A 13,776-nucleotide genomic window follows, 5' to 3' on the forward strand; every position below is an offset into this window, starting at 1 on the left:
GCAAGCTCTAGGTATGACCCCGAATTGGTTCGCAGCAGTGATGGGCACCGGCATCGTCGCAGTCGTCGCCGCGGCATTTCCGGCCGGCGGTCCGGTGGCCCGGACGGCGGCCGAGATCTTCTGGCTGATTGCCGTGACGCTGCTCGTGGTGCTGACGACCGCGCTGGTGCGTCACTGGATCCGTCGCCGCGACGACGCACTCGCGGACGCCCGCAGCCACACGATGTTCCCGTTCTACGGCGCCGTGTCGATGGCGGTGCTGACGGTCGGCGCGGGCACCGGATCCGCGGGTCGCGAACTTCTCGGCGGTGTCGCCGTCGCCGCGTCGACCACCCTGTGGACCCTCGGGACCGCCATCGGGCTCGTCACCTACGTGGTGATGGCGCGGCGGCTGACCCGGCCCCACCAGGTGACCCCGGTGCCGTCCTGGCTGATGCCCGTCGTGCCGCCCATGGTGTCGGCCGCTACCGGTGCCGCACTGGTCAAGCACCTCCCGGAGGGCGCGCCGCAGGTCGCGATGCTGGTGGTCTGCTACACACTGTTCGCGCTGGCGCTGAGTGCCGCACTGACCGTCGCCGTCGTCGTCGGACGCCATCTGCTGAGCAACGGGCTGCCCGACACCCCGCTCGTGCCCACGCTGTGGATTCCGCTCGGCGTGATCGGACAGTCGGTGGCGGCGATCAATCTGCTCGGCGGCGCATCCGGCCACGCCTGGCTGCACTCGGTGGGCGTGGTCTACGGGACCACGGTCGGCGCACTCGGCGTCCTCGCCCTCGTGACTTTGGTCACGGTGACCGCCAGGGCCTTTCGCCGCGGGCTGGGATTCACGCCCAGCTGGTGGAGTTTCACGTTCCCCGTCGGCACCTGTGCGCTGGGCGCGAACTCGCTGGGCGTCGCGCTGGACTCGGTGGTGATCGTCGGCGCAGGCGTGACCCTGTGGTGCGCACTGGTCCTGATCTGGAGCACCGTCGCGGTCCGCACACTGCGGCACGCCGCCGGGCAACGGGGTGGGCGCGCGGTCCGCGACGGTTCCGCGGCGCACGCCCTCAGCGCGGTCCGCTGACCGGAATAGTGATCCGGGGTGTCAGGCGCCCGACTCGATGGGCCGTCCGGACTGCATCCACGCGGACGTCCCGCCCGCGACCGACACCGCGTTGATCCCCCGCGCGTTCAGGTACTCCGCCGCCTGCAGGCTCCGGCCGCCCACCCCGCAGATCACGTAGACGACCTCGGCTTCCGGGATCTCGTCCACACGCGCGACGAACTCACTGAGCGGAATCAGCGTCACGCCCGGCACCCGCGCCTGGGCGTACTCGTCGGCCTCGCGCACATCGATGACGGGGGCACCCGACGCCAACGCGCCGTCCAGGGCATTCAGGTCGACTTCGATCATTGCGTCTTCGCCTCTTCTCGTTCCGGCGCCGGGCCCGACGGTGGGCCGGGCGGCCTGTTGTACATCCGGCGCAGACGGTACGCGCCGTACACGACCAGTGCGATGACGGCCACGAAACCGAACCAGGGAATCAGCGCCCCCACGACCACGGCGCCGCCCTTGATCGCCGACAGCAGGGCGTTCCAGCCCGCGACGACACCTTCCCAGAAGTTGTCCGGACCGGGACTGGGCTGCTCGGCATCCGTGGTGGTGACGTCGATCATGAGCGTGGCCAGTGCCACCTGGTCGCTCAGCGTCCGCTTCTGGGCGGTGAGGCTGTCCAGTTCGCCCTGCCGCTCCGACAGCGCCCTCTCGGCCTCGATCAGATCCGCGGTGTTCGCCGCCGACGTGATGAGCCCCTGCAGCCGGGTGACGGACGCCGTCAACGCGCCGATCCGGGCGTCGAGATCCTGCGACTGCATCGTCACGTCGCTCTTCGTGACGCTGACGCTGGTGACCTTGCCCAGTTCCCGCAGATCGTCCAGCGTCCGGGTGAGCGAATCCGCGGGCACCCGGATGGTCAGGGAACTGCTCGCGTCCTGATCGTCGGAGCCCGGCTGTTCGGTGAGCTGGTCGACGCGTCCGCCCAGATCGTCGACCTTGTCCACGATCTGCCTGCCGACGGCCACCGGGTCGCCCGCGGTGAGCGCGACCTGACCGGTGATGATCTCCTGGCGGTCGGTGGGCGCCTGGTCTTTCGCGGGTTGCTGTACCGCGCCACCGATTTCCATCTGGCTCGAATCCCCGGGCGTCGGGGCCGGCGACGGTTGGGAGGAATCGCTGCCGGAACCACCACATCCCGCGAGCGCCAGCGAAGCCACGACGATCGCCGACAAGACGTATCTCCTCATGTCCGAATGCTAGCGGTGCCTGCTCACCTGAAGTCCCTGGATTTGGCGGACACCCGCAAATCCATCAGCTGCAGCCGATCCGCCACCACCGTCACCGCCCCCTCCGCGTTCTGCACCTTGCCGCGGATCAGCAGTGCGGGCGCCGTGTTGGCGAGCTTGCGGTACTTCGCCCACAACCCCACCGAACACACCACGTTGACCATCCCGGTCTCGTCCTCGAGGTTGATGAACGTGACCCCCGCGGCCGTCGCCGGGCGCTGCCGGTGGGTCACCGCCCCACCCACCAGAACCCGGTCGCCATCGGGGACATCGAGCAGGTGCGCAGCCGGGATCACCCCGAGCGCGTCGAGTTGCGGGCGCAGGAACTGGGTGGGGTACGTGTCCGGTGACACCCCGGTGGCCCACACGTCCGCCGCGGCCAGTTCGAGATCGCTCATCCCCGGCAGGGTCGGCGCGCGGGTGGACGCCCCGATCCCCGGCAGCCGGTCGCGGCGCTCCCCCGACGCGGCGCCCGCCGCCCACAACGCCTCCCGTCGGGACAACCCGAAACTGTCGAGAGCACCTGCGGTGGCCAGCGATTCGGCTTGCGCCGTACTCAGTTCCACCCGGCCCGTGAGGTCGAGGAACGACGTGTACGGACCTCCCTGGCCGCGGGAGTCGACGATCCGCTCGGCCAGCGCGGTCCCGATGTGCCGCACCTCCCCGAGCCCGAGACGCACCTCCGTCCCGCCCGCCTCGACGGTGGCGTGCGCGAGACTCGCATTGATGTCCGCACCGTGCACCTGCACCCCGTGCCTGCGGGCGTCGGCCACCAGCGACTGCGGCGAGTAGAACCCCATCGGCTGCGCCCGCAGCAGACCGGCGCAGAACGCCGCCGGGTGATGCAGCTTGAACCACGACGAATAGAACACCAGGGCGGCGAAACTCTGCGAATGACTTTCGGGGAAACCGAAATTCGCGAAAGCGTACAGCTTCTCGTAGATCCGGTCGGCCACGTCCTCGCCGATCCCGTGCATCTCCCGCATGCCCTGGTAGAGCCGCCCCCTCAGCCGTTCCATCTTCTCGGGCGACCGCTTGGACCCCATCGCCCGGCGGAGCTGGTCGGCCTCGGCCGGGCTGAAACCCGCCACGTCGACCGCCATCTGCATCAACTGCTCCTGGAACAGCGGCACACCCAGCGTCCGCTTCAGCGCCTTCTCCAGGGACGGGTGGTCGTAGGTCACCGGTTCGAGCTTGTTGCGGCGGCGGATGTACGGGTGCACCGATCCGCCCTGGATCGGACCGGGGCGGATGAGCGCCACCTCCACCACCAGGTCGTAGAAGTTCCGCGGTTTCAGCCTCGGCAGGGTGGCCATCTGGGCCCGCGACTCCACCTGGAACACCCCCACCGAGTCCGCTCGCTGCAACATCTCGTAGACGGCCTCCTCGGAGAGGTCCAGCTGCGCCAGATCCACCTCGATCCCCTTGTGCTCGGCCACGAGGTCGATCATGTAGTGCAGCGCGGAGAGCATGCCGAGACCCAGCATGTCGAACTTCACCAGACCCACCGCCGCGCAATCGTCCTTGTCCCACTGCAGAACACTGCGGTTCTCCATGCGCGCCCACTCCACCGGGCACACGTCGGCGATCGGCCGGTCGCAGATCACCATGCCACCCGAGTGGATGCCGAGGTGCCGCGGAAACCCCTCGATCTGAGCGGCCAGTTCGAGGACGGCGGGCGGAATGTCGGTGCCGACCTCCTTCCCGATGCCACCCCAGCGGCTGACCTGTTTGCTCCACGCGTCCTGCTGCCCCTGCGAGAAACCCAGCGCCCGGGCCATGTCCCGCACCGAGGACTTTCCGCGGTACGTGATGACGTTCGCCACCTGCGCCGCGTACTGGCGGCCGTACTTGGCGTAGACGTGCTGGATGGCCTCCTCCCGCCGATCGGATTCGATGTCGACGTCGATGTCCGGCGGGCCGTCGCGTTCGGGCGAGAGGAAACGTTCGAACAGCAGCTTGTTGCGGACGGGATCCACGTTGGTGATGCCGATGGCGTAGCAGACGGCGGAGTTGGCCGCCGAACCCCGTCCCTGGCAGAGAATGTCGTTGTTCTTGCAGAACGACACGATGTCGTGGACCACCAGGAAGTAGCCCGGAAAGTTCAGCCCGGTGATGATGTCCAGTTCGTGCTCGATCTGCCGGTAGGCCTCCGGCCGGTCCGCCGGCGCACCGTAACGGCGGCGCGCTCCGTCCATCGTGAGCTGCCGCAGCCAGCTCGCCTCGGTGTGCCCGTCGGGCACGTCGAACGGTGGCAGTTGCGGCGCGATGAGCCGCAGGTCGAACGCACACTCCAGGCCGAGATCCGCGGCACCGCGGACGGCTTCCGGGTACGCGGCGAAGAGGTGCGCCATCTCCTCACCGGACCGCAGGTGCGCTCCCCCGGCGGGCGCCAGGTGCCCGGCCGCGTCGTCGAGGCTCTGACGGGCCCGGACGGCGGCCATCGCCATGGCCAGTCTCCGGCGCGGCGGTCCCGCGAAGTGCGCCGCCGTGGACGCGATCACCCGAAGTCCGTGCTGCTGTGCGAGTTCGGCGAGGGCGGCGTTGCGCTCACCGTCCTCCGCGATGCCGTGATGGGTGAGTTCCACCGTGACCCGATCGGCCCCGAACCGGTCGATCAGTTCCCGCAGCCGGGCGGCCGCGGCGTCCGGGCCACCGTCGGCCAGCGCCTGACGCACATGCCCTTTCCGGCACCCGGTCAGGATCTGCCAGTGCCCCCCGGCCGCGTGGGTGAGACGGTCGAGGTCGTAGCGCAGTGTGCCCTTCTCCCCGCCCGCGAGATGCGCCGCCGCGATCTCCCGGGAGAGCCGTCGGTACCCCTCCTGACCTCGCGCCAGTACCAGCAGATGCGCGTCGTCCAACGTCAGTTCGGACCCGAACACGGTGCGCATGTTCAGTTCCTTCGCCGCCTCCGCGAACCGGACCACACCGTAGAACCCGTCGTGGTCGGTGAGTGCGACGGCCTCGAGACCGAGCCGGACGGCCTCCTCCACCAACTCTTCCGGCGGGGAGGCGCCGTCGAGGAAACTGAACGCCGAGTGCGCGTGGAGTTCGGCGTACGGAACGGTGGAGCCGGCGCGCTCCTGACGGCCCGCCCGGTACTCCCCCCGCTTGCGGGACCACGCGGGGCTGTCGCCGCCGTCGCCCGGATACAGCGACTCCGGGTTGACCCGCCCCGGCCTGCCCGACAGGACGCGCTCCATCTCGGACCACGTCGGCGGACCGTTTCCCCAACCCATCTGGCACACCTCTTCATGTCGCGCACGTGCCGTGCCGAAACCATGGAAGATGCCGCTGGGGAAGACGCATCATTCGAACGGGAGTTCGAACACTTTCAGTCTGCCATCACACGCACGGACCGGTCAACGCGGGGCCACCCGGACTCACGTCACGAGCGCGGCCAGACCTCTCAGACGGTCCTCGGCCGGCCTCCTCGGGCAGCTCACGCATTTGCCCGACCCGGGGGTCTCGTAGATCAGGCAGCACGACGCCCGCTGCGTGAACCGGCGTGACAGTGACCCGGCCCGGACGTCGACGAACCGCGGGTCCGGCATCACCACACCGACGCGGCGGAGTGCGTCCACCAGCCCCCGGGCGAAGATGCTGCCGCGTGCGCGATCGCCGCACGCCGCTCCCGCGTCGAGTGCCCGGTTGGCGATCGAATCCGTCGTGATCGCCCACATCGCGGCCTGCCGCACCCCGGACGCCGCGGCGAGAGCGTCGATGATCGGCGTCAGCGCCGCGGCCATCTCGGACGCCAGCTCGGAGAGCCCCCCGGTGACCGGCAGCGCCGACGACGCGGTGAGACCGCCGAGATACCCGTCGTCCCGCAGGAATGCCACGGCGTCGCCGAGCCTCGGCCGGGCGGCGACACCCGTGACGAGCGCGGTCGCGATCGGAATCCCGGTCAGTGTCGAGCTGGCCGAGTACCACCACAGGGTGCCGTTGACCCGGGGATCGTCGCTGCCCCACCGCGTCGCCGTGTCCGCGACCCGGTCCGCGAGCCAGCCGGGATCGGTCAGGCGCACGCCCGGGAACGAGGTGGCGCCGGGTTGCAGCGCGATCTGGTCGGCGATCATCGGGACGCGGCGGGCGGTCAGCTCGTACGCACGCCGTAGTTGCTCATCCATCGGCCAACCCCAGGATCTCCATCGACAGGCGCGGCGTCGACCGCACGACGGCGCGGATGCCGAACACCCCGCCGAGCACGGCGTCGTCCAGCACGTCGGCGGGCGGACCGGTGCTGATCACCCGTCCATCGTGCATCACGGCCAGCGTGTCGCAGTACTCGACGGCCAGCCGGAGGTCGTGCATCGTCACGACGATCGCGAGACCGTCGCACGCGAGGTCACGCAGCAGGGTCATCACCGTCAGCTGATGCCGCAGATCGAGGTGGTTGGTGGGTTCGTCGAGCAGCAGGACCCTCGGCTGCTGCGCGAGCGCCCGGGCGATCGACACCCGCTGACGCTCCCCGCCCGACAGCGCCTGGACGTCGCGACCCGCGAGTTCGGCCAACCCCACCTGACGTACGCACGTCTCGACGATCTCGCCGTCGGCGCCGTTCGCCCGTTCGAACCAGCCCCGATGCGGAACGCGTCCGAGCGAAACGGATTCGCGCACGGTCAGTCCCGCGGACACCCGCGGTTCCTGGGTGCTCGCCCCGATGGTGCGGGCCAGTTCCCGCCGGCCCAGATCGGCTGCGTCCGTTCCGTCGACGACGACGGCGCCCCCGGTCGGGGTGAGCGCGCGGTAGCAGCAGCGCAGCGCGGTGGTCTTGCCGGAACCGTTGGGCCCGACCAACGCCAGCACCTCCCCGGGACGAACGGAGAAGTCGACGCCGTGCAGCACTTCCCGCGCCCCGAGTTCGGCGCGGACCCGTTGCAGACTCAGCGCGGTCACTGCTCGGCCCTCCGATACTGCCGGTAGAGCATCCACACGAAGATCGGCGCTCCCACGAGCGCGGTGACGACGCCCACCGGGACCTCGATGCTCCGCGCGACCGACCGCGCGGCCGTGTCCGCCGCGACCATCGCGATCGCGCCGAGGAATGCGGCGACGGGCAGCAGCCTGACCGCCCGGGCGCCCACGACGTACCCGGCCAGGTGCGGCACCAGCAGGCCGATGAAGCCGATGCCGCCGGCGACGGACACCGCGGCCCCGGCCAGCATCGACACCCCGAGCAACTGCAGCACGCGGAAGCGCCGCACGTTCATGCCGAGGGCGGCGGCGCCGTCGTCACCCGCCTGCAGCAGGTCGATACGGCTCGCGCTCAGCATCATCGCCGCCCCGACTGTCCCGAGAGCCACGGCCGGGAAGATCGCCGTCGACCAGCGCGAGTCGCCGAATCCGCCCGCCAGCCAGTGCATCACCGAACTCAGTTGATGCTCGTCGGCGACGACCAGGATCGAGAAGGTGATGAGAGCCGAGAACACCTGCGCCGACGCGACACCCACGAGGATGACCGCCGTCGGCTGCGGATACCGTCCGCCGATCGCCAGCGACAGGAACAGCGGCACCAGCGCGCCCAGGAACGCCGCGACGGGAATGGTGAACGCGCCGAGCGCTCCCACCCCGAGCCCGAGCACCGTCACCACCACCACGCCGAAACCCGCCCCCGAGGACACACCGAGCAGGTAGGGATCGGCCAGTGGATTGCGCGTCACCGCCTGTGCCACGGCGCCGGCCAGGGCCAGCGCCGCCCCGACAGCCGCCGCGGTCAGCGCCCGCGGCAGCCGGGAGTCGAGGACGATCGATTCCCGCGCCTGCGACCACCAGGACTCGAATGCACCGGGGGCCAGCCGGTGCGCGACGATCGCCCAGACGTCGCCGACCGGGATGCGCACCGAACCGAACGACACCGCGAGTCCGACGACGAACAGAGTCGTCAGCGCGAGCAGCACCATCAGGCCCGCGAAACCGAGGCGTGCGCGGGCCGGGTGCGGCGCCTGCACCGCTGGCGCCGCGCGTTCTGCGGTGACGGTCATCGCGCGCCGACGACGTCCGGATGCAGTGCCCGCGCGATCGTCTCCACCGACCGCACCAGGCGCGGGCTCTCGAAGAAGTCGTCGAGCGGGACCACCACGAACCGGCCTGCCTTCACCGCGGGCGTCGTCGACATGATCGGGTGCGACTTCAGGAAGTCGATCTTCGCCTGCGCACTCGTCGTGCCGTAGTCGAGGACGACGATCGCCTCCGGGGCGCGTTCACCGATGATCTCCCAGGTGGACTTCGAATACGGCTTCTCCCCCTCGGCGAAGAGGTTGGCCGCACCCGCGTGGTCCGCGATGAGCTGGCCGACTCCCACCCCGCCGATCGTCAGCGGGACGTCCTCGCCGGAATCGTAGAAGAACGTGGGAACCGGGGCGGTGCCGGCGATCTCGTCGCGCACGGCCCGCAGTCCGGACGTCACCCGGTCGGTGATCGCCCGCGCCTCGTCGGGGACTCCGAGGATCTCGCCGAGCTGCGTGTAGTCGCTGCGCAGCAGACCGATGTCGGGGAATCCCTGCCCGCAGTACTCGGAGAACAGGAAGGTGGGAATGCCCTGGTCGCCGAGGGATTCGCGCGACCGCCCCGCCTTCTCGTCGAACGCGCTCCGCATTCCGCCGACCACCAGGTCGGGGTCGAGGTCGAGGATCTGTTCCCGGGTCGGGTATTCCTTCGCGAGTTTCGGGATCTTCGCGAAGGCGTCCGCGAACTCCGGCAGCGGGGTCGCGTCGCCGTACCCCGTGCCGACGATGCGGTCGCCGGCCCCCATCTCGATCAGCACCTCGGTGACGTGATCGTTCATGCTGACGATGCGCTGCGGCGGGGCGTCGAACGTCTCCGTTCGATCGCAGTTGGTGACGGACACCGGCTCGGCGAAGGATTCGGCGGAAGCGGTCTGCCCCACGGACTCCCCGCGCGAACAACCGGCGACCAGCAGCGCGGCCACCGCGAGCGTGACCAGACCGGTACTTCTGAACAACTGACCGTGCATGTAAACCTCATTGCGGCTCAGAGCCACGAATGAGAAGTCAGCAGACGCCTGTTCGGCGCCTGCAGGACTCCGCTTCGTAGACCACGACGAAAAGGATGTCGCACACCCCACGCCGGGTAATCGGGCTCGCCACCGAAAGGATCTGGTGGCCTACCGTTGCGGGTCAGCGCCGGATTCGGACCGGCTTCCCCCGTGCGTGTGGCTGCAAGTGCGATGCCGAGTATGCACGATTTGCCGGGAGCCGCATCACACCCCCGTCGGTGACACCCCGATCCGCACTACAGTCGGCAGTCGCAGCTGCCCGCCCCAGACACGCCGGAGATGACGCATGACACGTTGGGCCTCGACCGTTGTTTCACGCAAATGGTGGGTCCTGAGCCTCGCCGTCGTCGCCGTCCTGGTGAGCGGCGCGTGGGGCACCGGTGTCTTCGCGAAACTCAGCTCGGGCGGGTTCACCGATCCCGGTAGCGAATCCGCCGAGGTGGCCCGGATCGTCCAGGACAACCTGGGTCCGCAGACACCCGACATCATCGCCATCTACACCGCACCCGACGGAAAGACCCTGGACGACATCGGCCCCGAGGTCACCGCGAGCCTCGACCGGTTCGCCGCCGAGGTGCCGACGTATTCGGTGACGTCCTACTGGACCGCGGACGCGGCCAGGAAGCAGCTGATGGTGTCGGAGGACGGCACCAAGGCGTCCGCCGCGATCACCGTCGACCCGGACGCCGGAATCACCGCCGCCACGTTCGACGACCTGCTGCCGAAGCTCGCGGTGGAGGGCATCGACACCGAGTTCGCGGGCAATTCGGTGGTGGGTGTGGCGTTCAACAACCGGCTGCAACAGGACCTGGTGCTGGCCGAGGCGATCGCGCTCCCGATCACTCTCGTGTTGCTGGTCTTCATCTTCGGCGGGCTGGTGGCCGCCGCCGTTCCGGTGTTCGTCGGGCTGCTCTCGATCTTCAGCGCCCTGGCCACCCTGCGCCTGCTGACCCTGTTCACCGACGTCAGTTCGTTCGCGATCAACGTGGCGTCCCTACTCGGCCTCGGGCTCGCGATCGACTACGGCCTGTTCATCGTCGGACGTTTCCGCGAGGAACTCGAGTCCGGCGCAGACGTCGCCGAGGCGACCCGGCGCACCGTCCTGACCGCAGGTCGCACCGTGTTGTTCTCCGGTCTGCTTCTCGTGTGCGCGTTCTCGGGCATGCTCGTGTTTCCGCAGGACGTGATCAAATCGCTCGGGTTCGGTGCGATGGCCGCGGTCGCGAGCGCGGCCCTGCTGTCGCTCACCGCGGTCCCGGCGCTGCTCGCGATCCTTGGTCATCGCATCAACGCGCTGACCTGGCGCAAGGATGCGGCGCAGCGCGGGGAGGTTCGCGCCCGCACGTTCTGGGGCTCCGTCGTCACCTGGGTGATGCGCCGGCCGGTCGCCATCGCGGTCGGCATCGTCGCGGGGTTGATGGTCCTCGCGTCGCCACTGCTCAGCGCGTCACTCGGCGAGGTCACGTACACGGCGCTGCCGGAGAACGATCCTGCCCGCATCGCCACCGACACGCTCACCACCGAATTTCCCACCACCGGAAACGGCGCCACCCTCATTCTCCGGGGCACCGACGGCAGCGCCCCCACGGCCGCCGACGGCGCCGCGGTCGCCCAGGCCGCGGGCCGGGTGGAGGGCATCGGGGCCGCCACCGTCGTCGCGTCCGGCAACGAACTGGTCGCGGTCCAGGCCGTCTACGCCGAGGGAGTCACCACCGACGACCAGAGCGCCGCGGTGGACGGTCTCCGTGCCATCTCGCCGCCCGAGGGAACCGAACTCCTCGTCGGCGGCGGTCAGGCGACCGTCGACGACGGCAACGCCGCGATCGTGCACTGGATGCCGGTCATGATCGCCATCATGGTGGGTTCGACGCTCGTGCTGCTGTTCCTGGCGTTCGGCTCGGTGGTGCTGCCGATCAAGGCGGTCGCGATGGCGGGGTTGAGCCTCGCCGCCACGTTCGGTGTGCTCACGTGGATCTTCGAGCTGGGTCACGGCGCGAGTCTGCTCGGGGTCAGTCCGGCACCGCTCGAGGCGACGTTCGTGGTCCTCATCCTCGCCGTGGTCTTCGGCCTGTCGACCGACTACGAGGTGTTCCTGATGTCACGCATGGTCGAGGCGCACGAGGCGGGCGCGACCACGGAGGAGGCGGTGCGCTTCGGCACCGAGCGCACGGGCCGCATCGTGACGGCCGCGGCGCTGCTGCTCGTGGTGGTGACCGGAGCGTTCACCATCTCCGGTCTGTCGATCATGAGGTTCCTCGGTGTGGGCATGATCGTCGCGCTCCTCGTCGACGCGACGGTGGTCCGCATGCTCCTCGTTCCGTCCCTCGTGAAGCTGATGGGCGAGGCCAACTGGTGGGCTCCGGCCTGGATGAAGAAGGTGCACGCCAAGGTGGGTCTCGGCCACTAGTGCATTATCTTACTTTGGAGTAAGTTCGGGTCATGGCCACCTACCTCGTCACCGGCGGGACCGGATTCCTGGGTCGGCACGTGCTGCCCCTGATCCTCGACCGCGACGCATCAGCCGAGATCCACGTCCTCGTCCGGCGCGCGTCCGTCGCGCGGTGGGAGGCGCTCATGGACGGCATGCCCGGCGGCGAGCGGGTGCATCCGCTGATCGGCGACCTGACCGAGCCCGGCCTCGGAATCACCTCTGCGCCGGCGGCCGATCACGTCGTGCACCTCGGAGCGATCTACGACCTCACGGCGGGCGACGAACAGGCCACCACGAACGTCGACGGCACCCGCTCGGTGATCGCGCTGGCACGGGAACTCGATGCGACTCTGCACCACGTCTCGTCCATCGCCGTCGCGGGGGATCACGAGGGTCCGTTCAGGGAAACCGATTTCGATCTCGGGCAGGGATTCCCCACCCCGTATCACCGCACCAAATTCGAGGCAGAGAGGCTGGTCCGGGACGCCGAGGGCCTGCGGTGGCGCATCTACCGCCCCTCCGCGGTGGTCGGCAGTTCGGTCACGGGCGAGATGGACAAGATCGACGGCCCGTACTACCTCTTCCCCGCCGTCGCGGCGCTCGCGAAACTCCCCTCGGCCCTGCCCGTGGCCGTCCCCCGGATCGGATCGACCAACGTCGTACCCGTCGACTACGTGGCGGCGGCCATCGTGGAGTTGATGTCGGCGCCGGGACGGGACGGCCAGACGTTCCATCTCGTCAATCCGCGTCCCCAGCCGGTCCGCGAGATCTACGCCGCGCTCGCCGAGGCCGCCGGCGCTCCGCATGCCGCAGCCGACCTGCCCGGCGGCCTGGTTCGCCCCTTCCTCACTCCCACCCCCGACTCGGCCCTCGACACGGGCCGCAAGGTGGTGCTGAGCGCCCTCGGCATCCCTCCGGTGCTCGTCGAGAACATGACCCTGCCCACGGTGTTCGTGAACGACGACACGCGGGAGGCGCTGCGCGGCACAGGCATCGACGTCCCGCGGTTCGCGTCGTACGCCGACAGGCTGTGGTCGTACTGGCGCGAGAACCTCGATCCGGATCGGGCGCGCCGGCCCCATCCCGCCGGACCGCTCGTGGGCAGGCACGTGGTGATCACCGGGGCGTCGTCCGGCATCGGCCGGAGTTCCGCGATCGCGACGGCCCGCAAGGGGGCGAAGGTGATTCTCCTCGCCCGGCGCACCGAGGAACTCGACGCCGTGGTGGCCGAGATCCGCGCGACGGGCGGCGAGGCCTACGGCTACCCCTGCGACATCACCGACGACGAGTCGGTCGAGCACACCGTCAAAGCCGTTCTCGCCGAACATGATCACGTCGACATGCTCGTCAACAACGCCGGCCGGTCGATCCGTCGGGGCCTGTACCACTCGACGGACCGGATGCACGATTTCGAGCGGACCATGGCCGTCAACTATTTCGGCGCGGTCCGGCTCGTCCTCGCCTTCCTCCCGCAGATGCGCGAGCGGCGATTCGGGCACATCGTCAACATCAGCAGCGCCGGGGTCCAGGGCGCGACGCCGCGGTTCGCCGCCTACGTCGCCAGCAAGTCGGCCCTCGACGGCTTCACCGACGTCGCGGCGTCCGAAACCCTCTCGGACGGAATCACGTTCACCACCATCCACATGCCACTGGTCGAGACGCCGATGATCGCGCCCACCGGGCGGTACAACGTCGGACCGATCACCTCCCCGGAGAAGGCGGCCGCAATGGTCGTCCGGGCGCTCATCGAACGGCCCAAGCGCATCGACGTCCCGACCGGCACGCTCGGGGAACTCGGCCACGTCTTCGCACCCGCCGTCAAGGATCGCGTGATGCACCAGATGTATCGCATGTTCCCCGATTCCCCGGCGGCGAAGGGGCAGAGCACGGACGACGCGGCCCCGGCGCCTCAGCCCACGCCGGAACCCCGCCACCACACGTCGTCGGTGCTCGGCCGCGCCGCCCGGAAGGTCGGAAGGCTGGTGCCCGGCACCCACTGGTGACC

The 13,776-nt window shown here is 69.7% G+C and carries 10 protein-coding genes and 1 riboswitch; of the genes, 3 read left to right on the forward strand and 7 right to left on the reverse strand.

Annotated features, from left to right (window positions below):
- The first annotated feature begins 13 nt into the window (after positions 1-13).
- Positions 14-1,063, forward strand: coding sequence for a TDT family transporter (locus WKC72_RS29250; RefSeq protein ID WP_370180559.1), 1,050 nt, complete (start codon positions 14-16; stop codon positions 1,061-1,063).
- A 21-nt stretch (positions 1,064-1,084) separates the two neighbouring features.
- Here WKC72_RS29250 and WKC72_RS29255 read toward each other — a convergent pair whose 3' ends face one another.
- The 7 genes from WKC72_RS29255 to WKC72_RS29285 all read right to left on the reverse strand — a co-directional run bounded on the left by WKC72_RS29255 (position 1,085) and on the right by WKC72_RS29285 (position 9,298).
- Entirely contained in the window at positions 1,085-1,393 is a 309-nt protein-coding gene (locus WKC72_RS29255; protein ID WP_037244869.1) for a rhodanese-like domain-containing protein, read from the reverse strand.
- Complete coding sequence (locus tag WKC72_RS29260) at positions 1,390-2,283, reverse strand: DUF4349 domain-containing protein (protein ID WP_268790924.1); 894 nt, start codon at positions 2,281-2,283, stop codon at positions 1,390-1,392. Before WKC72_RS29260 ends, WKC72_RS29255 begins: the two co-directional genes overlap by 4 nt.
- 23 nt (positions 2,284-2,306) lie before the next feature.
- Positions 2,307-5,561 (reverse strand): error-prone DNA polymerase, encoded by a 3,255-nt coding sequence (locus tag WKC72_RS29265; protein ID WP_037244861.1) that lies wholly within the window; start codon positions 5,559-5,561, stop codon positions 2,307-2,309.
- 144 nt (positions 5,562-5,705) lie between these two features.
- Complete coding sequence (locus WKC72_RS29270; RefSeq protein WP_370180560.1) at positions 5,706-6,452, reverse strand: (2Fe-2S)-binding protein; 747 nt, start codon at positions 6,450-6,452, stop codon at positions 5,706-5,708.
- A complete protein-coding gene (locus tag WKC72_RS29275) occupies positions 6,445-7,221 on the reverse strand; it encodes an ABC transporter ATP-binding protein (protein ID WP_268790926.1) in 777 nt (258 codons plus the stop codon). Before WKC72_RS29275 ends, WKC72_RS29270 begins: the two co-directional genes overlap by 8 nt.
- Positions 7,218-8,306 carry an iron ABC transporter permease gene (locus WKC72_RS29280; protein WP_037244851.1) on the reverse strand — a complete coding sequence of 363 codons (1,089 nt, stop codon included), beginning with the start codon at positions 8,304-8,306 and terminating at the stop codon, positions 7,218-7,220. Before WKC72_RS29280 ends, WKC72_RS29275 begins: the two co-directional genes overlap by 4 nt.
- The gene (locus tag WKC72_RS29285; protein ID WP_370180561.1) at positions 8,303-9,298 is read right to left on the reverse strand and encodes an ABC transporter substrate-binding protein; all 996 of its coding nucleotides are present in this window, start codon (positions 9,296-9,298) and stop codon (positions 8,303-8,305) included. Before WKC72_RS29285 ends, WKC72_RS29280 begins: the two co-directional genes overlap by 4 nt.
- A gap of 93 nt (positions 9,299-9,391) precedes the next feature.
- A riboswitch (cobalamin riboswitch) is annotated at positions 9,392-9,526 on the reverse strand.
- A gap of 100 nt (positions 9,527-9,626) precedes the next feature.
- On the opposite strand from WKC72_RS29285, the gene WKC72_RS29290 reads away from it, so the two are divergent.
- Both WKC72_RS29290 and WKC72_RS29295 read left to right on the forward strand, forming a co-directional pair.
- Complete coding sequence (locus tag WKC72_RS29290) at positions 9,627-11,747, forward strand: MMPL family transporter (protein WP_268790928.1); 2,121 nt, start codon at positions 9,627-9,629, stop codon at positions 11,745-11,747.
- Between the two features lie 32 nt (positions 11,748-11,779).
- The gene (locus WKC72_RS29295) at positions 11,780-13,774 is read left to right on the forward strand and encodes an SDR family oxidoreductase (RefSeq protein WP_370180562.1); all 1,995 of its coding nucleotides are present in this window, start codon (positions 11,780-11,782) and stop codon (positions 13,772-13,774) included.
- Positions 13,775-13,776: the final 2 nt, after the last annotated feature.

Source organism: Rhodococcus wratislaviensis (genome assembly GCF_041228765.1).
In the GTDB taxonomy this organism is placed as follows: domain Bacteria; phylum Actinomycetota; class Actinomycetes; order Mycobacteriales; family Mycobacteriaceae; genus Rhodococcus_F; species Rhodococcus_F wratislaviensis.

What these genes read in the sequence shown, in the direction of transcription:
- WKC72_RS29255 (WP_037244869.1), bottom strand. Translation starts at nt 1,393, where the DNA reads ATGATCGAAGTCGACCTGAATGCCCTGGACGGCGCGTTGGCGTCGGGT.
- WKC72_RS29250 (WP_370180559.1), top strand. Translation starts at nt 14, where the DNA reads ATGACCCCGAATTGGTTCGCAGCAGTGATGGGCACCGGCATCGTCGCA.
- WKC72_RS29295 (WP_370180562.1), top strand. Translation starts at nt 11,780, where the DNA reads ATGGCCACCTACCTCGTCACCGGCGGGACCGGATTCCTGGGTCGGCAC.
- WKC72_RS29260 (WP_268790924.1), bottom strand. Translation starts at nt 2,283, where the DNA reads ATGAGGAGATACGTCTTGTCGGCGATCGTCGTGGCTTCGCTGGCGCTC.
- WKC72_RS29290 (WP_268790928.1), top strand. Translation starts at nt 9,627, where the DNA reads ATGACACGTTGGGCCTCGACCGTTGTTTCACGCAAATGGTGGGTCCTG.
- WKC72_RS29280 (WP_037244851.1), bottom strand. Translation starts at nt 8,306, where the DNA reads ATGACCGTCACCGCAGAACGCGCGGCGCCAGCGGTGCAGGCGCCGCAC.
- WKC72_RS29270 (WP_370180560.1), bottom strand. Translation starts at nt 6,452, where the DNA reads ATGGATGAGCAACTACGGCGTGCGTACGAGCTGACCGCCCGCCGCGTC.
- WKC72_RS29265 (WP_037244861.1), bottom strand. Translation starts at nt 5,561, where the DNA reads ATGGGTTGGGGAAACGGTCCGCCGACGTGGTCCGAGATGGAGCGCGTC.
- WKC72_RS29285 (WP_370180561.1), bottom strand. Translation starts at nt 9,298, where the DNA reads ATGCACGGTCAGTTGTTCAGAAGTACCGGTCTGGTCACGCTCGCGGTG.